Source organism: Stenotrophomonas sp. YJH_SMC_25 (assembly GCF_059369595.1).
This window is the reverse complement of sequence record NZ_JCAFSV010000004.1, coordinates 269392-290775: the sequence shown is the minus strand read 5'-3', so window position 1 is coordinate 290775 and position 21384 is coordinate 269392. Positions and strand designations below refer to the sequence as shown.

Below are 21384 nucleotides of genomic sequence, written 5' to 3'. Positions count from 1 at the left end.
GTTCTCGTTCCCGCCGGCGCTGTGTTCGTCCAGGAAGGAGAACAGGGATGTTGGAACGACTGAAGACCATTTTGTGTGCCGTGCTGGCGATCGTTGCCGTTGGCTGCATTGCGCCGGCTGTTGTACAGGCGCAGGAAAGCAAGATCACCTGGCGTATTTCGCAGCCCGGCGGCAATTCGACGCAGTACAAGACCCAGCAGCAGGCGGTGCAGGCGATCAAGAGCCTGCCCGCACCGAGTCCGTTCCCGCCGGAGTTCCAGTTCGGTTGGCAGTCTGTCGACAAGATCAAGTCGAAAGTCGTGGACTTGAACGGAAATACGTCGATCACCTACTGGATGGGGAAGGCACAACCCTCCGATCCAGACTGGACCTATCTGAGTACAGCGGAGTTTTCGACCGAAGAGGCGATGGTCGCGAGTTATCTCGCTGAAGTCCAGGCAAGTAACCCTGTGTGTCCGGGTGCTGCTGTTACACCACAGGGTGACTGGTTCTCCGGCGTGCCCGAAATGGAAGGCGTAGTCGAGTCCAGGTTCTATCAAATCACCGATATGATCGGGGAGAACACGGCCGAATCGCCCTGCGCTCCCTACGTGAGCCAGATGGCCTTCGGCCGCAAACGCCGGCTTGATTGCCCTGTTCCACTTACGCAGTGGTCCAACAAGCACAACGCCTGCGTCAACGAGGAATTCGTTGCGACCATCACCTCGAAGTCGCAGAAGTGCGACAAGGACGGCGGCAACGGTAGCTGCCCCATGCCCCGCAACGATACAGCGGCGAACATGAGTCCGATTCCCGACAAGGACCCGGCCTCCAACGGCGGTACCTGCGACGGCAATGTCGGCAACCCATGTGATGTTAAAACGGGCGAGAAGTATGAGATCGCGCAGGACTTTGATCTGGGCTGGATCGCGCTGACGCGCTTCTATCACTCCGGCATCTCCACCTCATCCGGTGGCTTCGGCTATGGCTGGACCCATTCGCTGGGCGCCCACCTGGCACTGGATGGCGTTGACAGTGTGGGCATCATTGAAAGCACCGGTTTCCAGCGGGCATTCAAGAAGATCGGCCAAGCCTATGAGGCGGACGACGACAGTGGTGACCGTCTGGTCCAGAACGGCAACTGGACACTGTACTCGGCGGATTCCATCTCTACCTTCGGCGCGGACGGGCGTCTTGCCGCCAAGCGCTTCCCGGACGGCACGTCGCTGACCTACATCTACGACGACAGCGACCGCCTTGCGGCGGTCACCCACAGCAGTGGCCGCACACTGGAGTTCGTTTACCAGTCAAACGACTATGAGGCGTTGATCAGTTCGGTGCTGGTCGAAGGCATTGCGCTCGCCACCTATACCTACACGCCGCAGAACCAGGTCGCCACGGTGACCTATGCGGGTGGCGGTGTGCGGACATATCACTACGAGAACCAGGCTTTCCCCCAGCACCTGACGGGCATCACCGCTGAGGACGGTCGCCGCTACAGCACCTTCACCTACGATTCCATCGGTCGTGTGATCTCCAGTCAGCATGCCGGCGGTGCCGATGGCGTGACACTGGCCTACAGCCCCAATGGCGGTGCGGTGGTGACCGACGCGCTGGGGCGGCAGACCGACTACACCCTGACACCCGGCGGCGATAGCGCTCCGTCGCGCAAGGTGACCGGCCTGACGGATTCGCAGGGAACCGTCAGCCGGACCTACTACGACCAGAGTGTCGACTTCCGCCGGCGTCTGGATACCTACACCGATCGCCGCGGCATCCAGACCAAGCACACCTATGCGCAGGGCACCGATCCGGTAAGCGGTCGTGCCGTCAGCATCCATACCGTGACCGAAGCGGTCGGCTTGCCCGAGCAGCGTGTGGCGACCACGGCGCGCGACGTCGAAACCAATGCGGTACTGACCACCCGGATCGGTAGCCGCGAAACCCGCACGGCCTTCAATTCCCGACGCCAGCCGACGGCCAACACGGTGACCGACACCGCTTCCGGTCAGACGCGCATCACCAGCTACACGTACTGCGAAGCCGCTGATGTGGCAGCGGCAGGCAGCTGCCCGGTGGAGGGGCTGCTGAAGAGTGTGGATGGCCCGCGCACGGATGTGGCCGATGCCGTTACCTATGCCTATTACTCGGCGGATGATGCAGGGTGCGCGATCGGAGGCGCCTGCACCTATCGCAAGGGCGACCTGCGCAGTGTGACCAATGCGCTGGGCCAGACGGTCGAGACTCTGGCCTACGACGCGTTCGGGCGGCCGTTGTCGGTCAAGGATGCCAACGGCGTGGTCACCGACTACACCTACCATGCCCGCGGCTGGCCAACCTCGGTCACCGTGCGTGGCGCGACCACTGCCGAGAATCGGGTCACCCAGATCAGCTACTGGCCGACCGGCCAGGTGCAACAGATCACCGAGCCCGACGGCAGCAGCGTTTCCTATGTCTACGATGCGGCGCTGCGCTTGACCGATATCGAGGACAACGCGGGCAACACGATTCACTACACGCTGGACAATGCCGGCAATCGCCTCAAGGAAGACACGCTCGATGCAGGCGGTACCCTGCGCCGCACCCTGGCACGGACGTTCAACACGCTCGGCCAGCTGACCGCACTGAAGGACGCGAGCAATCACGCCACCGGCTTTGCCTACGATGCCAACGGCAACCCGCAGACCGTGACCGACGCACTGCAGCGCGTGACCAGCCAGCAGTACGACCCGTTGAACCGCTTGGCGCAGACCCTGCAGGACGTGGGCGGCGTGGCGGCGGAGATCCGCAGCCAGTACAACGCGCTGGATCAGGTCACCCAGGTCACCGACCCGAAGGGTCTGCACACCACTTATGCCTATAACGGTTTCGGTGATCTGACCGGGCAAGTCAGCCCGGACAGCGGTGCCAGCAGCTTCACCGTGGATGCCGCCGGCAATCGCAAGACGGCCACCGATGCACGCGGCGTCACCGCCACCTATCACTATGATGCACTCAACCGCCTGATCGGCATCGCCTATCTGGACCCCAATCTGGACGTGGGCTACAGCTATGACGTGGCGCCTGCCGCCTGTGCCGCCGACGAGCGCTTCGCCAAGGGACGGCTTGGGCAGGTGCTGCATGCCAATGGCAGCACCCAGTACTGCCATGACCGCTTCGGCCAGGTCACCCGCAAGGTACAGACCGTCAACGGCGTTGCCAGCACGCTGCGCTACGCCTATAGCAAGTCGGGCCGCCTGACCGCGTTGACCTACCCCGACGGCAGCGTGGCTGACTACGTGCGCGATACCCAGGGCCGCATCAGCCAGATCGGCCTGACCCGCCCCGGCCAGGCGCGCCAGATCGTGGTGAACAACGTGACCTATGCGGCCTTCGGCTCGGCGACGGGCTGGACCTACGGCAACGGCCGCCAGCTGCAGCGTCCGTTGGATCTGGATTACCGCCCGCAGGCGGTACATGACTCGGCCGCAGGTGGCCTGTCGCTGGGCTATGGCTACGACCCGGTCGGTTCGATCACCGAGCTGAAGAACGGCGCAGGTCCGACGGTGCTGGCCAAGTACGCCTACGACACGCTGGGCCGCCTGACCCAGACCCAAGACGGCGCGACCGGCACGCCGATTGAAACCTATGCGTATGACGCCACCGGCAATCGCACCGCGCTGACCACCTCGGCAGGCACCGCCAGCTACAGCTATCCCGCAACCAGCCACCGGCTGACCGCCGTGGACGGCGAAGCGCGCACCCATGACGCAGCGGGCAATACCACCAGCATCGGCAGCAAGACCTTCACCTACAGCGATGCCAACCGCCTGAACGCGGTGAAGCAGGGCGATGCCGTGCTGGAAAGCTACGGTTACAACCATCTCGGCGAGCGCGTGCTGCGTACTCCAGCCGGTGGCGCAGCTCAGATCACGCTGTACGATGAGGCCGGGCAGTGGCTGGGCAACTACTCGGCCACGGGCCAAGCGCAGCAGCAGGCCATCTGGCTGGACGACTATCCTGTGGCGCTGATCAATGTGCCGGCGACCGGCGTGCCGGAGCTGGCCTACGTCCAACCAGATCATCTGGGTACGCCGCGCGTAGTGATCGATCCGGTGCGGAATGTTGCAATCTGGGAGTGGAGCAACAAGAGCGAGGTATTCGGCAACCAGATTCCGAGTGCTGACCCGGATGGCGATGGTGTGGTGTTCGAGCTGGCGCTGCGATTCCCGGGCCAGCAGGCCACGGATGCGAGTGGGCTGTTCTACAACTATCAGCGGGAGTATGACCCTGCGGTGGGGCGGTACTCACAGAGTGATCCGATTGGGTTGCTGGGAGGAATTGGCACCTATTCCTATGTGGGAGGCAACCCTCTTATTGGCTTGGATTCACTAGGCCTTTGCGAGCAGACATCGGTTTGTCGAACGCTACCTGGCATGTCAGGATTTAGCGAGGCTGCGCGAGCTGCTTACTTGGCGAATCCGTCCTCTCCCCTCGACAAAATATGGCCTTTCAGTGTGCTGCGTGGAACGCGAATTCATGTACAGTTTGCATTTAATGTAAAGGCCCTTGGTGGTCCGTACGATTCCGAAGTTTCTTACTTGAACGGCATCGTTGTAGATTATGGAACTCCAGGATCAGTTCGCGCCGACGGCATATATGGACCCAGGGCGTACCCAAAGTATGTGGTCGAGTTGAAATCGGGAGCGGCTGGTCTGACCGCGGCAGAAATTCGCAATTACTACACACACCTGCCCAAGGGAACTATACTTTGCGGTGTTCTGGAAAGGTCGGTGCCCTAGCATGAGATCCATTGCACTTTGGAGAATGAAGCGCGAGGCCAAGAGGAGCGGTCTGCGAGTCGTTGGCAATTTTTTGATCGCGTTACATACGCGCGATGTTATCTCAGGCTTCACATTGGATCCTGCGCCATCCTCTACCTATATATGGACCTTCGTAATTCCGACATATGATGATTTGCCCTACCTGCACATGTCTCTAGGTCAGAGGATTGCAAGCGCGGAAGTGGATAAAGTTTTTTTCCGTGGAATGCATGAGGCGCATGTCAAAAAGCTTGAGGCAGTGAGGACGGCGGCAGACTTGTTGCTCTATGTCGACAGTCTTGACTTCACAAGCGATTATTCAGAATGGGTAAAATACATATCCGCCATCCGGCTTGGCGATTTCGTGGGAGCGGATGCGACGCTGAAGACGCTTTTGAAGTTGCCAATGTCCAATGCTATTAGAAGTAGATTAGATGCGATTCTTTCTGTGCTGAAGAATGATGGTGAATCGGGCGCGCAGCATCTTTTGGAGACGTGGTCTTTCCAGACGAATCAATTAGTCGGCGGTAGCTCCTGGGGCAGCGGACGGTAGCGAATCGTCTCGCTGCACGCAGCCCTAACGCAGCAGGGAATACCACGCTCTGGAAGCAGATCGTTTACCTGCAGCGATACCAACCGCATGAACGCGGTGAAGCAGGGCAATTCCGTACTGGAAAGCTACGCCTGCAATCATCGCGGTGAGCGCGTGCTGCGTACCCCGGCCGGTGGCGCAGCGCAGATCACCCTGTATGACGAGGTAGGGCTGTGGCTGGGCAACTACTCGGCCACGGGCCAGGCGCAGCAGTAGGCCATCTGGCTGGATAACTACCCGGTGGCGCTGATCAATGTGCCGGCTACCGGCGTGCCGGAGCTGGCCTACGTCCAACCAGATCATCTGGGTACGCCGCGCGTGGTGATCGATCCGGTGCGGAATGTTGCAATCTGGGAGTGGAGCAACAAGAGCGAAGTGTTCGGCAACCAGATTCCGAGTGCCGATCCTGATGGGGATGGTGTGGCGTTCGAGCTTGCGTTGCGCTTCCCGGGCCAGCAGGCGACGGATGCGAGTGGGTTGTTCTACAACTATCAGCGGGAATACGACCCTGCAGTGGGGCGGTATTCGCAGAGTGATCGCATTGGACTCAGGGGCGGGATCAGCACATACGGATACGCAGGTGGCGTCCCGTCGTCTTTGATAGATCCACTTGGTTTGTGTCCCTGCGAGTGCGTCGACTACTTTGGCATGACGTTCGGTGTGGCAGACGTCACCTTTGGAGGCTTGGAAGCTGTGAATGGCGCAGGAGCCACCATTGCCGGTGTTTTGTCTCTGCAGCCCGAAGTTGCAATCCCCGGATTCCTGGTAATGGTGAATGGTGGAGCAACGGCGTACGATGGAGTGTCAGCGATACAAACCGCTCAAGATGGAAAGGAAAGAGAATCCATCTACACCGAGGTGGGCGGGGAGTTGCTGGGGCCAGTTGGCGCGAAGACGGGAGAGCTGTTGTCGTTTGGCTTGACGTTCAGCGGGCACCTTAAGGCCACACGGAAACTGTTGCAACGCGTAGCCACTGACAAGGATGCACTGGATGCCATGAAGGCGGTGAGGGATGTTTCGGGTGGGTCCGGGTGCAATTGCAAATAATGGAGATGATATGAATATGCGCAAGAAAATATTTAATTGGCTTGGTTTGTTGTTCTTTGCGCTAATCTTCTTGAGGTCCTCGTCCTATCTTGTATTGAAGGTGTATGCGATTGGCCGCCTTGAGAGGGGCGATTATTTTGTAATGTTGCCTATGGCGCTGGGGTCGCTCCTGATCTGCGTCATGTTTATGGCAATTATTATTAAAGGAGTGAAAGCCAATCGGTAAGCTCCGCCTGGGGGCTCGCGCGCGACGTATGGTTGCGGCAGATTGTATGGGTATCACTTCACGATTTACAGCTAGCTGGAATTCGTCTTGATCCGGTGTCAGGTGTGAATGGTTCTCTGTTCGATTGCAGGATCTTGCGAGAGCGCTCAGCGAGAACCTGCTGGTCGACTCTCCGGTGATCCGCCGGATTATTGATGTGTAAGATATGAAACATGAAACATGGAGCTCCTCAGCCCTCCAGGAAGGTCCGTGGCATAGCATGAGAGCGTTTGATCTGCGGTGTTTGAAAAAGGACGCCGAAGCGAAACCATAAGGCGTTATTGGAAAAGAGGGTTCCTAATGCCCTGCGTGGGTAGGCCTAAAGGTGCAAGCGCATTCCCATAGGACTGGGAATATGGTGGGATCGAGCAACGGCAGCTGGCCAATGAGCTTGAGTGTCGCGCATATCAAGAGCGGATGATCTGCGCAACTCGGCTGCGCGATGGAGGACTCGGAGGCGCCGCAGTAGACAAGGCCTACAGCAGGGCAGTAAAGGAAGGAGCAACACGCAATGCGATGCATTCGGATACTGGCCATCTTCTCGCTCGTTCTGGGCCAGCTGGGGTGCCGGGATGATGCTGAGAGTTCAACGTACCCCATGGGTCAGACTGGAAAGACTTGCACTGCCTTCAAAGGCTTTGATCGCCAGCCTCCCGAAGTGGTTGTTACCGAACTGGCCAGACGGGGGTTGGACAGTCGCAGGTTGATCCATAAAACAGTTTGCGGCTCGATCACCAGCTGGGAGATCCTTCCTGCAGGGGCGTCGATCAATCGGATACCTCCCCCAGATACCTACATGAACGTCTGGCTGAGGGAAGACGGCTCTGTTTCCGTCAGTACGGACCTCCCTTGATGTCGGCGCTCTGATGCTCACGCATCGGGCCAGCGCGCCTGCGCAATAGGTCAGCTAAGGCGAAGTCGCGCTCACTTGATGTCATCCGGGTGGACCGCGCGTGGCAATCGCTCGGTCGCCCGATGTCCCGGCTTGGGCGCGGAGCAGAAAGAGCGAAGTGTTTGGCAACCAGATTCCGAGTGCCGACCCGGACGGGGATGGTGTGGCAGTCGAGCTGGCGCTGCGCTTCCCGGGCCAGCAGGCCACGGATGCGAGTGGGTTGTTCTACAACTATTAGCGCGAGTACGACCCGGCGGTGGGGCGGTACTCGCAGAGTGATGCTATTGGATTGAAGGGGGGCATCAGCGCTTACGCTTATGTCGATTCGAATCCAACCATTGCTACCGATCCGAAGGGGCTGGCAAAGAAGAGAGCGTGTGTCGCGGCCTACATCGCTGGAGGTGCGGTTTGCGGCGGTGCGGCGGGCTACTACGGAGGAGGCGCTGTGGGAGGCATCAGCGGCGCGGCGGCTTGCAGTCCATCAGGCCCAGGGGCAGCAGTCTGCGCCATCGGCGGCGCGGCTGGCGGGAGTGCTCTCGGCGGTGCCGCGGGTTCGGTGGTCGGCGGGTTTCTGGGCAATATCGCCGGTCAGGCGATGTGTTCGGACGAGGAGGGAGAAGATTGTGAGGCCCTGCTACGGACTGACACGGATACCTGCAATGGAATCACCAGGGTGCGTGGCGCAAGAGCTGGTGCGGTCTGTCATGCGTCGGCGACGCAGAGATATGCTGCGTGTCTTAGCGGAAGCCCTATTCCGCCATTGAATACATGGAACAATTGACAATGAATACGTATGACCATCTCGTCTGTGTTGATGAAGATGCAAAGGAATTGGTTGTTTTTCGGGTGGGGGCAGATGGGAAGAGGACCTTGTTCACCAGGGTGGCGCTTCCGCAGGTTGAGGGATGGTCTGCCGAGTTGCAGGATCTTGCGAAAGCGCTCGGCGAGAACCTGCTGATCGACTCTCCGGTGATCCGGCGGATTCTCAATGTGTGAGACATGAAACAGGGAGCTCCTCAGCCCTCCAGGAAGGTCCGTGGCATAGCATGAGAGCGTTTGATCTGCGGTGTTTGAAAAAGGACGCCGAGAAAAGCGGAATGCGGGCCGTTGAAAATTTCTTGATTGCCTTGTATACGCGAGATGTGGTCTCTGGGTATGCGATAGCTCCTGCACCGTCTACTATCTACTTATGGACCTTCGTAATTCCCACATATGATGATTTTCCCTGCCTGCACATATCTCTAGGTCAGAGGATTGCAGGTGCGGAAGTGGATAGAGTTTTTTTCCGTGGAATGCGTGAGAGGCTTTTGAAGTTGCCAATGTCCAATGCTATTCAAAATAGATTAAATGCGATTCATTCTGTACTGAAGAATGGTGGTGAACCGGGAGCGCAGCATCTTCTGGAGACGTGGTCTGTTCAGACGGCTCGATTGGTCGGCGGCAGCTCCTGGGGCAGCGGACGGTAGCGAATTGTCTCGCTGGGCGCAGCCCCAACGCAGCAGGGAATACCACGCTCTGGCAGCAGATCGTTTACCTGCAGCGACCCGCTGCGTGATGTCGCGATCTGGGATTGGAGCAACAAGAGCGAAGTGTTCGGCAACCAGATTCCGAGTGCCGATCCGGATGGGGATGGTGTGGCGTTCGAGCTTGCGTTGCGCTTCCCGGGCCAGCAGGCGACGGATGCGAGTGGGTTGTTCTACAACTATCAGCGGAATACATCCCTGCAGTGGGGCTGTATTCGCAGAGTGATCGCATTGGACTACTTTGGGGGATTGCAAGCTTTGCGTATGTTGGTGGGAATCCTATTTCACAGTCCGATTCTCTGGGATTGTGCGAAGACGATAATGGCTCTGATGCGTCCATTCATCAAAAGACATATGGCAAGTACTTCAAGTCATGCATGTCTTACGTTCAGCCTCCGACATGGTTGACTTTGCCGGTGTCTAGTGCAGCCGTTCTGACATTGTTTGTTGAAGTGCCCTTTGTTGCCGGTGTTGCAACAGTGGGAGGAGGAGCGCTGGCGAGCTATGAGGTTGGAGCCGCTATAGTCTGCGCTATGGCTGGAATTCAAACTCTGCAGTGAGCCCTATGAAACTGACACGCGGGTGGCTTCTTACATTTTCTGGGATTTGGCTAGCACTTTCGGCCTTGATGCTGTGGCTTGACCGAATCTGGGATGCGTGTGGCGCGTTCCTGGCTGCGGCAGCCTTCTTTCTGGTTGCCTTGAGGAGAAAGCAGCATTTGGCTGGTAGATCACAAGAGTAGCGCTCCTTCTCGGCCCTCTCTTCGAGGAGGGGGCTTGAGAATTGTGACTCCACCGGTAATCGCACCCCGCTGACCACTTCGGCAGGCACCGCCAGCTACACCTTTCCCCCAACCAGCCATCGCTTGGCTGCGGTGGATGGCGAGGTACGCAGCCATGACGCAGCGGGCAACACCACCAGCGTCCAGGTGGAGAACGTGGAAGTCGTCGGATTCGGGGGCGTGGTGTTCCTGTCCAGCACGACCCAGGTCTTCGGAAGCGACATTGCCACGGCGATGCTTGCCGATGCCGACGGCGTGCCGGTGAGAGTCACCCTGTGCCTGGACAATCAGGATCAGCTCTTCGAGCTGGAGCTGTGCAAGGTGGACTTCTCGCCGATCATCGGCGTCGATCTGAGGAGCGCTTTCAGCGATCACTGACGCCTGCTGAAAGCGATCCTCCCTGAAGGGCGTGGCACATGGCATTCACCCTTCGGGCTGCAACCGCCCCACCGCCTGCGCGCACAACGACTGGCAGGCCATGACCAACCCCTCCATCACCCGGTCGCCCACGTACTCTTCCGGTTCGCCATTCTGCCGGGTGCGCTCCGCCGCCAGCAGCATTTCCAGCACCACCCGCAACCCGTTCAACGCGCAATCGGCATCGGCCAGGGCCAGGCAGCGCCCGGGCAGTTGATGCCGCTCGGGCCAGGGCTGTCCATCGGCCGCCGCACCGGAGCCGATGCGGTGGAGATTGGCAATGAAGGTGTTCCTGTCCTCTGTTGGCGCAGCCTGTGGCGAACCGTCGTCGCCGGCGGTGCTGCGGTAGGCGTGCAGATGAGGAAAGTCCGATTCGTTCATGGCAAGGCTCCGTGCAGGGCAATCGGTAGCCGCCACCCATAAAAGTGGCGGACGGTACGTGGTTCGAACACCGGGTTGATGTCAGTCCGGCGGGCCCGAAGGCCCCCACGCACCGTCCGCCATAGCCGGCAGACGGATTGCCAGCCGGCGCCACGCTAAGGTGGCGCCGGCTGGCAAGCGCATACATCAACATCAACTCGGGTGTTCGAAGCCCGGCCACCCTTTTCCGGTGGCACGCCATCTGAGCCCCTGGCGCTGTGCAATGCCAATCAGAAGAGTTGCAAACATCACTCGATTGGAGACGCTTTTGGCATTCTCCCATGCAGCTAAGCACCGCCAGCGCTGGCTGGCGTAGTGATCCGCCCGCACCGTGCAATCTGCGACAGGTGTCGAGGTTGTCACGGCGAACGGGACGGGCGGGAAGGGCCTATCACGACAGGCGGCGCCAATTCAGGCTGCGTGCCTCCCGGGTTGACGCTTTCAACGCCCCAGCGCACTCTGCGGGTTGGGGTCGACAACCCGTTCAGGGGCAGGGCTGCAGGGTGGTACCAGGAGGCGGAACAGCCATGAGCCAACTCACCGACAGCTTCGGACGCAGCTTTCCGTACCTGCGCTTGTCGCTCACCGAAGCCTGCAACTTCCGGTGCAGCTACTGCCTGCCCGACGGCTACCAGGCCGACGGCCGCCCGCGTTTCCTGCAGGTGGATGAGATCGGCCGCCTGGTGCGGGCCTTCGCGGCGTTGGGCATGAGCAAGATCCGCCTGACCGGCGGCGAGCCCAGCCTGCGCAAGGATCTGGACGAGATCATCGCCACCGTGGCGGCGGTGCCGGGCATCCGCAAGGTGGCCATCACCACCAATGGCACGCTGCTGCCGCGGCGCCTGCCGGGTTGGCACCGGGCCGGCCTGACCGCGCTGAACGTGAGCATGGACAGCCTGCAGCGCGAGCGTTTCCACACCATCACCGGCCACGACCGCCTGCCGGAGATCGAACAGGGCCTGGCGCTGGCGCAGGCGCTGGGCCTGCCGGCGATCAAGCTCAATGCGGTGCTGCTGCGTGGCCTGAACGACGACGAGCTGCCGCAGTGGATGGACTACCTGCGCGACCGCCCCTTCAGCGTGCGCTTCATCGAACTGATGCGTACCGGCGACAACGAAGCCTATTTCCAGCGCCACCACCTGCGCGCCGACGTGGTGATCGAGCAGCTGCTGGCCGCCGGATGGCGCGAACGCCCGCGCGCGGCCGATGCGGGCCCGGCGCGCGAGTTCAGCCACCCTGACCATCGCGGCAGCATTGGCATCATCGCCCCGTATTCGCGTGACTTCTGCAAGGGCTGCAACCGCCTGCGGGTGACCGCCAAGGGCGACCTGCGGCTGTGCCTGTTCGGCGAGTTCGGCGTGCCGCTGCGCCCGCTGCTGCAGAGCGACGATGACCATGACGCGCTGCTGGCACGCATCACCACCCAGCTTGGCCTGAAAGCGGCCGGGCATGGACTGCACCAGGGCCAGACCGGGCTGACCCCGCACCTGGCCTCCATCGGAGGATGAGCAACACGATGAGTGGGGAATTGAATGCGGCCTTCCACATGGCCGATGTCCGCGACAAGCGCATTACCCGCCGCCGTGCGGTGGCGGTGGGCGAGTTGCATGCCGGTCCGGTGGCCTATCCGCTGATCGTCGAGCGCCGCTTGCCCAAGGGCGATGCGCTGGTGATGGCCGAGATTGCCGGCCTGCAGGGCGCCAAGATGGCGTCGATGCTGATGCCGCTGTGCCATCCGCTGCCGCTGGAACTGGTGCAGGTGTTCTGCGCGCCGGTGCCGGAACGGCAGGCGATCCGCGTGTGGTGCGAGTGCGCCAGCGAGGCGCGCACCGGCGTGGAGATGGAGGCACTGGCCGGCGTCAACGCGGCACTGCTGACCCTGTACGACCTGAGCAAGCCGGTGGAACCGGCCCTGCGCATCGAAGGCATCCGCCTGCTGTTCAAGGAGGGCGGCAAGCGCGGTGTCTGGCTGCACCCGGACGGCATGGACGAGGCCGAGCGCGCGCGTTTCAAGCCGCGTGCGCCGAAGGGCCTGGAGGGCGCGGCCTGCGCGGTGATCACGCTGAGCGACCGCGCCAGCGACGGCACCTATGAAGATCTCTCTGGCCCGACCCTGGTGACCGGGTTGAACACACTGGGCGGAGAGGTGGTGGCCGCCGAAGTGTTGCCCGATGGCATCGAGCCGTTGGCGGGCCGCCTGCAGGCCTTGGCCGCCGAGGGCGTGCGCCTGTGCCTGTGTACCGGTGGTACCGGGCTGGGCCCGCGTGATCTGACCCCGGAGGCGCTGCGTTCGTTGAATGCGCGGCCGGTGCATGGCCTGGCGCAGATGGTGCGGGCACTGAGCGCACAGCACACGCCGATGGCCTGGCTGAGCCGCGCCGAGGTGGTGCAGCTGGGCAATATGCTGGTGTTTGCATTGCCGGGCAGCCCGAAGGCGGCGGCGCAGTGCCTGGACATCCTGGCGCCGGTACTGGGCCACGCCCTGGCGATGGTCGAGGGGGATGGCCACGCATGATCCCCTACAGCGAAGCCCTGCAGCACCTGCTGGACGCGGCCACGCCGCTGCCGGCCGAGCATCTGCCGCTGCATGAGGCCAGCGGCCGTACCCTGGCCAGCGACATCCTCAGTGGGCAGTCGCTGCCGCCGTTCGACAATTCGGCGATGGACGGCTTCGCGCTGCGCGCCAACGGCGCGACGTTCGAGGCCGGTACCGAATTTGCCGTGCAGGGTTGGCAGGCGGCCGGCGATGCTGGCGCCGAAGGCGGCGAGGGTGTCTGGGAAATCATGACCGGTGCGCGCATGCCGGCCGGGCTGGATACGGTGGTACCGGTCGAGAACGTGGAGATCCTCGCCAGCGAGGATGGCCGCCCGACCCGCATTGCCCTGAAGGCATTGGTGAAGCCGGGCCAGAACGTGCGCCTGCGCGGCGAGGATGTAAGCGACGGCGAGCGCGTGCTGCAGGCCGGGCAGGTGCTGGACATCAACGCGCGCACCCTGCTGCATGCCATCGGCGTGGGCGAGGTGGCGGTGGTGGCGCGGCCAAAGGCGGCGGTGATTGCTACCGGCAAGGAGCTGGTGACCGAGGCGGCGCAGACGCTGGAATCCGGTCAGATCCGTGACAGCAACCGGCCGTACCTGGTCGGGCGCCTGCAGGCCGCCGGTGCCGAAGTGGTCTGGCAGGGCACGGTGGGCGACGACGTGGCCGCGTTCAACGCGGTGCTGGATGAAGCGCTGGACGCGGGTGCGCAGCTGTTGATCAGCACCGGGGCGGTGTCGGCCGGCCGCTACGACTTCGTTCCCGATGCGCTGCGCGGCCGCGGTGCGCGCATCGTGTTCCACAAGGTGGCGATCCGCCCGGGCAAGCCGCTGCTGTTCGCCGTGCTGCCCAATGGCGCGCTGTACTTCGGCCTGCCGGGCAACCCGGTGTCGGCCGCCGTGGGGCAGCGTTTCTTCGTCGAGCCGGTGCTGCGCCGCCTGCTGGGGCTGGCGCCGGAGCCGGTGCTGACGTTGCCGCTGCAGGCCGACGTGCGCACGCCGCCCGGCCTGCGCTTCCATGCGCGGGCCCGGGTGGAAGTGGACGCGCAGGGCCGGCTGAGTGCGCGCGTGCTGGCTGGGCAGGAGTCGTTCCGTTTGATGTCCATGCTGCAGGCCAACGCCTGGGTGGTGCTGGAAGGCGAGGGCGGTCTCGCCCCTGCCGGCATGCCGGTGCGTGTGCAGGGCTGGGGTCATCAGGACCCGGTGCAGCTGGCGAGCCAGGAGCCGTGATGAAACAGGTGAATGTGCAGTTGTTCGGTGCGTTTTCCGATCTGGATGCCAGCCGCGAGATCGCCGTGGATGTGGCCGGTGGGACCGTGGCCGATCTGCGCGAGGCGCTGCGCGAGCTGCTCCCGTTGCGTTGGCCGGAATTCCGTGCCGGTTTGCTGGATTACTCGGCGTTCGCCGACCAGCAACGCGTGCTGCGCGACCACGAGGCGCTGCCCGACGATGGCCGTGTGGCGATCCTGCCGCCGGTGAGCGGGGGCTGAGCGATGAGCGAGATGATCATCGCCAAGGTGGTGGACCGCGCGCAGGCGGCGATCGATCCGGCCGAGGGCATCGCGGCAGTGTCCGATCCTGGCTTCGGCGGCATCGACGTGTTCATCGGCAAGGTGCGCGACGTCAATGTGGGCCGGCGGGTGACCGGGATTACCTACGATCTGTTCGAACCGCTGGTGCTGAACGAGTTCAAGCGCCTGGCCGCCGAGGTCGAGGCGACGTTCGGTCCGAAGTTGAAACTGTATGTGGCCCATGCCAAGGGGCGACTCGGCATCGGCGATGTGGCGGTGGTGGTGGCCGCAGGCAGCCCGCACCGCGACGAGGCGTTCCGCGCCTGCCGGCAGTTGATCGAGGTGGTCAAGCACCAGTGCCCGATCTGGAAGCAGGAGCATTACGAGGACGGCGACAGCCAGTGGAGCGAAGGTTGCAGCCTTTGCCATGCGGAAAGTGAACCTTCGCACTCCCATGGCCATACGCATGACCACGGGCATTGACCGCGCCCTTCGGAGGGGCGCGGGACTCAGTAGATCCACGCCATGCGTGGATGAGGCCTTTCCCGCGCGTCCGGCCGACACAGCCACGCATGGCGTGGCTCTACCATGAATGGAACCATCAACGGCATCGTGTTGGCCGGTGGCCTGTCCGCCCGCATGGGTCGCGACAAGGCACTGCTGCCCTGGCAGGGCCGCACATTGCTGGAACACATGCGCGGCCTGTTGGAGCAGGCGGGCGCGCGCGAGGTCTGGGTCAGCGGCAACTACCCTGCGTTTGGCGGAATCCCGGATCGGGTTGCACGCTGCGGCCCACTGGGCGGCCTCTACAGTGTGGCGATGCAGATGACGGATGGCCCTGCCTGGGTGGTGCCGGTCGATACGCCGCGGGTGACACCCGCGCTGTTGCAGCGCCTGCAGGCCGATCAAGCGCGCGCCTGCACGGTATTCGACGATGAACCGTTGCCGATGCGGTTGCAGATCGATGATCATTGCCGCCGCGTGCTGCAGGCCTTGATCGATGACCCGACGGCGCGCCGTTCACTGCGCGCCCTGCAGGAACGCCTCGGCGTGACACGGTTGCCACTGGCGCCGGAGGATCAGGCGTTGCTGCTCAACTGCAATACCCCGTCGGAATGGGAGTCCATCACAGCATGAAGGTCCAGCTGCAACAGCAATCGATGCGCCTGCGCGTGGATGAAGAAGAACTGGCACGATTGCTGGCCGGTGAATCGGTGGAGAACCTGACGCGCTTTGGTGGCAGCGGTGGCTGGGGCGTGGCGCTGTCGCTGCATGCCGGCGACCAGGCCGTGCTGCTCGATGGCGGTACATTCTGCCGGTTGGTACTGCCGCGCCAGGCCGTCGAGTCGCTGGCGGGGAGGCTGCCCTGCCGCGATGGCCTGGGCTTCGGTATCGCGTTGGATGACGACAGCATGCTGCAGCTGCAGTTCGACGTGGACGTGCGCGACAGCATGCGGCAGCGTGGCCCGCAGCGGCGTTCTGAACCTGCGCCCGAGTAGGCGCAGGTTGCGCAGGGCCGGGTGGTGCGCTGTCGTATGATGAGGGCCTTCGTTACTGCGTCGCTGCAATGCCCCTGAACCCCTCCGCTCCGCCCGCGTCCCGACCGGCCACGCCCAATCCGGCAGCGGCCGACGACGGAGACGCGCTGCACTTCTGCAGCACCTGCGCGTTCTCCGATGCCTGCATGTCGCAGGGCTACGACAAGACCGCGCTGGGCGAACTGCATGTGCTGGTCGACCACGTCGGCCCGTTCCAGGCCGGCGACTATCTTTTCCGTGCGGGCGATCCGTTCGACTCGATCGCAGCGGTCCGCGCGGGCATGGTCAAGACCTTTGTCGATGACAGCCAGGGCAACGAGCAGGTGCTGGGTTTCAGCCTGCCGGGCGAGGTGATCGGGCTCAATGCCATCCATGGTGCGCGCTTTCCCTGCAACGCCGTGGCCCTGGACACCGTCTACCTGTGCCGGATCTCGTTCCCGCGATTGAGCCTGCTGGCCACCCGCATGCCGGGGTTGCAGGCGCGGCTGTTCAGCCTGCTCAGTGCCGAGATCGGCAAGGTGGCCACGCTGGCTGCCAACCATCGCACCGAGGAGCGCATGGCGGCATTCCTGCTGGATCTTTCCGAGCGCTACGCCCGGCGCGGATTCTCCGCCACCCGGTTCAACCTGAGCATGGCCCGTACCGAGATCGCCAACTACCTGCGGATGGCGCCGGAGACGGTGAGCCGGGTACTGCGCCGCTTGAGCGACGAGGGTGTGATTGCGGTGAACCAACGTGAGATGCTGTTGCTGCAACCCGAACGGCTGGCGGCGTTGGCCGTGGCTCGGGAATCCGGACTGGACTGATCAGGCAAGCGAGGGGCCGACCCATGATGCGAGCGGGGCTGTTGGTGCTGGGAATGCTGGCTGCAGTACCGGCCTGGGCGGCCGACCTGACGGTGTCGGCGGCTTCGAGCCTGACCGAGAGCTTCCGCGAGCTGGGCGCGGCGTATGAGAGGGCGCACCCGGGAACCAAGGTCGATTTCAACTTCGCCGCATCCGGCGTGCTGCTGCAGCAGATCAGCCGTGGCGCACCGGTGGATGTGTTCGCGTCGGCCGATGAAACCACGATGGACCAGGCCCAGCAGCAGGACCTGCTGGCGGCCGGTACCCGCGAGGTGTTCGCGGTGAACGCGCTGTGGGTGGTGGTGCCACCGCAGGCCAAGGCCGCGCCGCGCACCTTGAAGGACCTGGCTGGTGCCGGTGTGCAGCGCGTTGCGCTGGGCAACCCGGACAGCGTGCCGGTCGGCCGCTATGCCAAGGGCGCGCTGGAAGCGGCGGGCCTGTGGCCGTCGGTGCAGGGCAGGATCATCACGACGCAGAACGTGCGCCAGTCGCTGGATTACGTGGCGCGCGGTGAAGTGGATGCCGGCTTCGTCTATGCCACCGATGCACAGGCGATGCCCGACCGGGTGCGCCGCGCCTTCGCGGTTCCGGTGGCGGGGCGCATTGCCTATCCGCTGGCGGTGACCAGGGCCAGCGCGCAGTCGGCCGAAGCCAGGCGCTTCACCGCCTTCGTGCGTTCGGCGCCGGGCCAGGCGATCCTGGCCAAGCACGGGTTCGGCAAGCCCTGACGCATGGATCTGGACTGGAGCGCACTGGGGTTGTCGCTGAAGGTGGCCGGCTGGGCCACCGCGATCAATCTGGTGCTGGGCGTGGCACTGGGCGCGCTGCTGGCGCGGCGGCGCTTTCCCGGGCGCGAGCTGCTGGATTCGCTGCTGACCCTGCCGATGGTGCTGCCACCGACGGTACTGGGCTATTACCTGCTGGTGCTGATCGGCCGCAACGGCCCGATCGGCGCGTGGCTGCAGTCGTGGTTCGGCATCAACCTGGTGTTCACCTGGCAGGCCGCGGTGATCGCCGCGGCGGTGGCTTCGCTGCCGCTGGTGTTCAAGCCGGCACGCGCGGCGTTCGAAGAAGTGGACGGGCAGCTGGAGCAGGCCGCGCGCACGCTGGGTGTGTCCGAAGCGGCGGTGTTCTTCCGCGTCACGCTGCCGCTGGCGTGGCGCGGCATTCTTGCCGGTCTGCTGCTGGCCTTCGCACGCGCGATGGGTGAATTCGGCGCGACATTGATGGTGGCGGGCAGCATTCCGGGACGCACGCAGACGCTGTCGATCGCCATCTACGAGGCGGTGCAGGCCGGCCAGGATGGCAAGGCCAATGCGCTGGTGATCCTGACTTCGGTGGTGTGCATCGTGATCCTGTTGCTGGCAGCGCGGCTGGTGGGCGGACGTCGCCGGGAGCTGCGTGATGTGGCTTGACCTGCAAGTGCAGCGCCGCCTGCAGGCGGCCGGCCAGGATTTCGTGTTGGACGTATCGCTGCAGTGCACGCAGCGGCAGGTGGTGCTGTTCGGGCCTTCAGGCGCCGGCAAGAGCCTGACCCTGAAGGCGGTGGCCGGGCTGCTGCGGCCGGGCCAGGGCCATGTGCGCCTGCAGGGGCAGACCCTGTTCGACGCGGCCACCGCTGTGGATCTGCCGCCGCAGCGCCGCCGGCTGGGCTACGTGTTCCAGGACTACGCGTTGTTCCCGCACCTGAGCGTGCGCCAGAACGTGGCGTTCGGGCTGCAGAAGGGATGGCTGAATCCGCGGGTCGGCCAGCGTTTCGATGCGGTGGAGCAGTGGCTGCACGCATTCCGCATCGACACGGTGGGCGATCTGCTGCCGTCGCAGGTCTCCGGTGGCCAGCGCCAGCGCACTGCATTGGCGCGCGCCCTGGTGACGCAGCCGCAGGCGCTGCTGCTGGATGAGCCGTTCTCCGCACTGGACCATGACCTGCGCCAGCATCTGCGCCAGGAGCTGGAGACCGTGCTGGACAAGACCGGCATTCCGCTGCTGTTGATCAGCCACGATCCACAGGACGTGGCGATGTTCGGTCAGCAGGTGGCGCGCATGGTGGACGGCCGCATTGTCGGCAATTGACCCGTGATGGACGCACCGGCGACGGTGGGTCACATCTGATGGTAGTGCCGGCCGCTGGCCGGCAACCAAGGGATACTGGGCAGCCGGCCAGCGGCCGGCTCTACCGTGATGCACGGGCGATGGTTGGCTACATATTCTGGTAATGCCGGCCAGCGGCCGGCTCTACCGGTCCAGGATTCGTGCAGTCCAGTGGGAGGGATCAATACAACTCACAGTGCGTGCGGCCTTCACCCCGCAGCGCGTCCCAGTGTCCTTCGCCACCGATGGCATCGATGGCCTCGCGCACCGCGCCTTCCAGATGGTGCTTGTTGCCGCACAGGTAAAGATGCCCGCCACGGGCCAGGACGTCGCGCACTTCGCTGGCGCGCTGCTGCAGCACGTGCTGCACATAGATCTTTTCAGCGCCATCGCGCGAGAACGCGGTATGCAGGCCGGCCAGCACGCCACGCGCGTGCCAGTCCTGCAGCTGGTCGCGATACAGGTAATCGTGCTGGCGGTGCTTCTCGCCAAACACCAGGTGCACCTCGCGTTCGCAGCCGTTGGCCTGCAGCTCCTGCATCAGGCCCATCAGCGGTGCGATGCCGGTGCCGGTGCCGACCAGCAGCAGCGGCGCCTGGCCGGTATCGGGCAGGTGGAAGCCAGGGTTGGAGCGGCAGTACACACGGGCGTGCTCGCCGCCATGCAGCAGGCTGCCGGTGGCAGTGCCGAAGCGTTCGCGGCCGCGCAGGGTGTAGCGCACTTCGCGCACGCACAGGCTCAGCTGGTCGTCGCACGGGTGCGAGGCGATCGAATAGGCACGCGGCAGCCGCGGTGACAGCAGTTCGCGCAGCCGGGCAAGCGGCACGCTGTCCGGCGTGGCGTGGTCCTGCAGCACGTCCAGCAAGTCCAGGCCGTGCAGGTAGGCTTCCAGCTCGCGCTTCTGGCTGACCTTCAACAGGCCCTTCAGTACCTCACTACTGCCGAGCTTGGCCAGTTCGCGCAGCACGCCCTTGCTCAGCAGGCGCAGCTCGCGGTCGTGCAGGGCGGCCACGGCGGCGGTGTCGCCGTACCAGGTAGCCAATGCCTGCAGCAAGGCAGGGTCGTTCTCGGGTACCACGTGCAGGGTGTCCCCCGCGCGGTAGGCCATGCCACTGCCGGCAATGTCCAGTTGCAGGTGCCAGGCGGCCGGGTCGCTGCTGTTCAAGCGGCGGCGTTCGAGGATGGGAGCGGCAAAGGCATTGTCTTCGCCATAGGCGGTGACCTGCAGGTGCAGGTGCTGGCCAGCGCTGAGGTCGCCATCCAGCACCTGGCCGAGCACCGGCTGCCATTGCTGGAAGAACTGCTCGTAGCCCAGGTCGGCGTCCACCCGATGCAGCAGCGGCTGCGCCTGGCGCTCGCTCAGCGCGGCATCCAGCGCCTTGGTGAAGCCGCAGAAGCTCGGGTAGCCGGTATCACCGAGCCCGAACACTGCATAGCGCAGGCCGCTCAGCGTCGGGATCTGGCGCAGCGTTTCGAAGAACTGCTCGCCATTGGCTGGCGGCTCACCGTCACCGAAGGAACTGGAGATCGCCAGCAGCACATCGCCTTGGCCGAGACTGGCTACGTCGATGTCGTTGAACGGGAGCACCTGCGGCCCATGCGGCTGCAGTTCCGCGCCCAGGCGCTGGGCCAGGGCGCGGGCGTTGCCCGACTCGGACGCGAAACCCACCAGCAGACGGCTGAAGGGCGTACTGGTCGGGAGAGCGTTCACGCGGCCTCGTAGAAGTCGTCGAACTTTTCCTTGCTGAACTCAACCAGGTCATAGTTCTGCATCAGGTCGTTCACCACGCGGCGGATGCTGATGTAGGAGGTGATGTTGCCGTCTGCGTCGAACAGCGGCTGCACGGTGGTGTCGACCACGTAGAGCACGCCGCCCTTGCCGAGGTTGGGCACGATGCCGGTCCAGGTCTTGCCGGCCTTGATGGTGTCCCACATGTCCTTGTATACGGCCTTGGGCACGTCCGGGTGGCGCACGATGCTGTGCGGCTGGCCGATCAGCTCTTCGCGGGCGAAGCCGGTGAGCGTGCAGAACAGGTCATTGGCGTAGGTGATGTTGCCCTGCAGGTCGGTGGTGGAGATCACCATGACGTTCTGCATGGCGTTCAGCAGCTGGGCGTTGTCGGGGGTGTAGCTCATCGCAGGGTCC

18 protein-coding genes and 4 pseudogenes are annotated in these 21384 nt (G+C 63.6%); 19 read left to right on the top strand and 3 right to left on the bottom strand.

Annotated features, from left to right (window positions below):
• The first annotated feature begins 47 nt into the window (after positions 1-47).
• From AC5P7E_RS07870 to AC5P7E_RS07835, 8 genes and pseudogenes are all read left to right on the top strand, one after another.
• On the top strand, positions 48-4760 hold the full coding sequence (locus AC5P7E_RS07870; RefSeq protein WP_114618319.1) for an RHS repeat-associated core domain-containing protein: 4713 nt from the start codon (positions 48-50) through the stop codon (positions 4758-4760).
• A 25-nt stretch (positions 4761-4785) separates the two neighbouring features.
• The gene (locus tag AC5P7E_RS07865; RefSeq protein ID WP_076740096.1) at positions 4786-5334 is read left to right on the top strand and encodes a hypothetical protein; all 549 of its coding nucleotides are present in this window, start codon (positions 4786-4788) and stop codon (positions 5332-5334) included.
• Positions 5335-5348: 14 nt separating this feature from the next.
• Positions 5349-6420 (top strand): annotated as a pseudogene (locus tag AC5P7E_RS07860) (RHS repeat-associated core domain-containing protein); the annotation flags it as partial.
• Positions 6421-6430: 10 nt separating this feature from the next.
• The gene (locus tag AC5P7E_RS07855) at positions 6431-6646 is read left to right on the top strand and encodes a hypothetical protein (RefSeq protein ID WP_114618320.1); all 216 of its coding nucleotides are present in this window, start codon (positions 6431-6433) and stop codon (positions 6644-6646) included.
• A gap of 974 nt (positions 6647-7620) precedes the next feature.
• Positions 7621-7950 (top strand): annotated as a pseudogene (locus AC5P7E_RS07850) (RHS repeat-associated core domain-containing protein); the annotation flags it as partial.
• Between the two features lie 410 nt (positions 7951-8360).
• Complete coding sequence (locus tag AC5P7E_RS07845; protein WP_005409921.1) at positions 8361-8573, top strand: hypothetical protein; 213 nt, start codon at positions 8361-8363, stop codon at positions 8571-8573.
• A 494-nt stretch (positions 8574-9067) separates the two neighbouring features.
• Positions 9068-9408: pseudogene (locus AC5P7E_RS07840) on the top strand (RHS repeat-associated core domain-containing protein); the annotation flags it as partial.
• Positions 9409-9887: 479 nt separating this feature from the next.
• Positions 9888-10259: pseudogene (locus tag AC5P7E_RS07835) on the top strand (DUF6984 family protein); the annotation flags it as partial.
• A 45-nt stretch (positions 10260-10304) separates the two neighbouring features.
• Here AC5P7E_RS07835 and AC5P7E_RS07830 read toward each other — a convergent pair.
• Entirely contained in the window at positions 10305-10679 is a 375-nt protein-coding gene (locus AC5P7E_RS07830) for a hypothetical protein (RefSeq protein ID WP_111203805.1), read from the bottom strand.
• A 566-nt stretch (positions 10680-11245) separates the two neighbouring features.
• Here AC5P7E_RS07830 and moaA point away from each other — a divergent pair.
• The 11 genes from moaA to AC5P7E_RS07775 all read left to right on the top strand — a co-directional run bounded on the left by moaA (position 11246) and on the right by AC5P7E_RS07775 (position 19220).
• Positions 11246-12226, top strand: a complete 981-nt coding sequence (gene moaA, locus AC5P7E_RS07825) for a GTP 3',8-cyclase MoaA (protein ID WP_114618322.1) — start codon at positions 11246-11248, stop codon at positions 12224-12226.
• A gap of 8 nt (positions 12227-12234) precedes the next feature.
• Positions 12235-13233 carry a bifunctional molybdenum cofactor biosynthesis protein MoaC/MoaB gene (gene moaCB / locus AC5P7E_RS07820; protein ID WP_114618323.1) on the top strand — a complete coding sequence of 333 codons (999 nt, stop codon included), beginning with the start codon at positions 12235-12237 and terminating at the stop codon, positions 13231-13233.
• Positions 13230-14483: a molybdopterin molybdotransferase MoeA gene (locus AC5P7E_RS07815; RefSeq protein WP_114618324.1), complete on the top strand. Its 1254-nt coding sequence runs from the start codon at positions 13230-13232 to the stop codon at positions 14481-14483. The genes moaCB and AC5P7E_RS07815 overlap by 4 nt, the downstream gene beginning before the upstream one ends.
• Entirely contained in the window at positions 14483-14743 is a 261-nt protein-coding gene (locus AC5P7E_RS07810) for a MoaD/ThiS family protein (protein ID WP_114618325.1), read from the top strand. Before AC5P7E_RS07815 ends, AC5P7E_RS07810 begins: the two co-directional genes overlap by 1 nt.
• A gap of 3 nt (positions 14744-14746) precedes the next feature.
• Positions 14747-15247 (top strand): molybdenum cofactor biosynthesis protein MoaE, encoded by a 501-nt coding sequence (locus tag AC5P7E_RS07805; protein WP_114618326.1) that lies wholly within the window; start codon positions 14747-14749, stop codon positions 15245-15247.
• Positions 15248-15352: 105 nt separating this feature from the next.
• Entirely contained in the window at positions 15353-15901 is a 549-nt protein-coding gene (mobA, locus tag AC5P7E_RS07800) for a molybdenum cofactor guanylyltransferase (protein WP_114618327.1), read from the top strand.
• Positions 15898-16263 carry a hypothetical protein gene (locus tag AC5P7E_RS07795; protein ID WP_005413668.1) on the top strand — a complete coding sequence of 122 codons (366 nt, stop codon included), beginning with the start codon at positions 15898-15900 and terminating at the stop codon, positions 16261-16263. The genes mobA and AC5P7E_RS07795 overlap by 4 nt, the downstream gene beginning before the upstream one ends.
• Before the next feature lie 68 nt (positions 16264-16331).
• Positions 16332-17108, top strand: a complete 777-nt coding sequence (locus AC5P7E_RS07790; RefSeq protein WP_005409910.1) for a helix-turn-helix domain-containing protein — start codon at positions 16332-16334, stop codon at positions 17106-17108.
• 23 nt (positions 17109-17131) lie between these two features.
• A complete protein-coding gene (modA, locus tag AC5P7E_RS07785) occupies positions 17132-17875 on the top strand; it encodes a molybdate ABC transporter substrate-binding protein (protein ID WP_032966866.1) in 744 nt (247 codons plus the stop codon).
• Between the two features lie 3 nt (positions 17876-17878).
• The gene (gene modB / locus AC5P7E_RS07780) at positions 17879-18562 is read left to right on the top strand and encodes a molybdate ABC transporter permease subunit (protein ID WP_005409908.1); all 684 of its coding nucleotides are present in this window, start codon (positions 17879-17881) and stop codon (positions 18560-18562) included.
• A complete protein-coding gene (locus AC5P7E_RS07775) occupies positions 18552-19220 on the top strand; it encodes a sulfate/molybdate ABC transporter ATP-binding protein (protein ID WP_099473568.1) in 669 nt (222 codons plus the stop codon). Before modB ends, AC5P7E_RS07775 begins: the two co-directional genes overlap by 11 nt.
• 199 nt (positions 19221-19419) lie before the next feature.
• On the opposite strand, the gene AC5P7E_RS07770 is transcribed toward AC5P7E_RS07775, so the two are convergent.
• Both AC5P7E_RS07770 and AC5P7E_RS07765 read right to left on the bottom strand, forming a co-directional pair.
• Positions 19420-20949, bottom strand: coding sequence for a diflavin oxidoreductase (locus tag AC5P7E_RS07770; protein ID WP_114618328.1), 1530 nt, complete (start codon positions 20947-20949; stop codon positions 19420-19422).
• Positions 20946-21374: a PAS domain-containing protein gene (locus tag AC5P7E_RS07765; RefSeq protein ID WP_005409905.1), complete on the bottom strand. Its 429-nt coding sequence runs from the start codon at positions 21372-21374 to the stop codon at positions 20946-20948. Before AC5P7E_RS07765 ends, AC5P7E_RS07770 begins: the two co-directional genes overlap by 4 nt.
• Positions 21375-21384: the final 10 nt, after the last annotated feature.

Coding starts and splice junctions, on each gene's coding strand:
- AC5P7E_RS07765 (WP_005409905.1), bottom strand. CDS start 21,374: ATGAGCTACACCCCCGACAACGCCCAGCTGCTGAACGCCATGCAGAAC.
- AC5P7E_RS07870 (WP_114618319.1), top strand. CDS start 48: ATGTTGGAACGACTGAAGACCATTTTGTGTGCCGTGCTGGCGATCGTT.
- moaCB (WP_114618323.1), top strand. CDS start 12,235: ATGAGTGGGGAATTGAATGCGGCCTTCCACATGGCCGATGTCCGCGAC.
- AC5P7E_RS07865 (WP_076740096.1), top strand. CDS start 4,786: ATGAAGCGCGAGGCCAAGAGGAGCGGTCTGCGAGTCGTTGGCAATTTT.
- mobA (WP_114618327.1), top strand. CDS start 15,353: ATGAATGGAACCATCAACGGCATCGTGTTGGCCGGTGGCCTGTCCGCC.
- modB (WP_005409908.1), top strand. CDS start 17,879: ATGGATCTGGACTGGAGCGCACTGGGGTTGTCGCTGAAGGTGGCCGGC.
- AC5P7E_RS07855 (WP_114618320.1), top strand. CDS start 6,431: ATGAATATGCGCAAGAAAATATTTAATTGGCTTGGTTTGTTGTTCTTT.
- AC5P7E_RS07845 (WP_005409921.1), top strand. CDS start 8,361: ATGAATACGTATGACCATCTCGTCTGTGTTGATGAAGATGCAAAGGAA.
- moaA (WP_114618322.1), top strand. CDS start 11,246: ATGAGCCAACTCACCGACAGCTTCGGACGCAGCTTTCCGTACCTGCGC.
- AC5P7E_RS07805 (WP_114618326.1), top strand. CDS start 14,747: ATGAGCGAGATGATCATCGCCAAGGTGGTGGACCGCGCGCAGGCGGCG.
- AC5P7E_RS07790 (WP_005409910.1), top strand. CDS start 16,332: ATGCCCCTGAACCCCTCCGCTCCGCCCGCGTCCCGACCGGCCACGCCC.
- AC5P7E_RS07795 (WP_005413668.1), top strand. CDS start 15,898: ATGAAGGTCCAGCTGCAACAGCAATCGATGCGCCTGCGCGTGGATGAA.
- AC5P7E_RS07815 (WP_114618324.1), top strand. CDS start 13,230: ATGATCCCCTACAGCGAAGCCCTGCAGCACCTGCTGGACGCGGCCACG.
- AC5P7E_RS07775 (WP_099473568.1), top strand. CDS start 18,552: ATGTGGCTTGACCTGCAAGTGCAGCGCCGCCTGCAGGCGGCCGGCCAG.
- AC5P7E_RS07810 (WP_114618325.1), top strand. CDS start 14,483: ATGAAACAGGTGAATGTGCAGTTGTTCGGTGCGTTTTCCGATCTGGAT.
- modA (WP_032966866.1), top strand. CDS start 17,132: ATGATGCGAGCGGGGCTGTTGGTGCTGGGAATGCTGGCTGCAGTACCG.
- AC5P7E_RS07830 (WP_111203805.1), bottom strand. CDS start 10,679: ATGAACGAATCGGACTTTCCTCATCTGCACGCCTACCGCAGCACCGCC.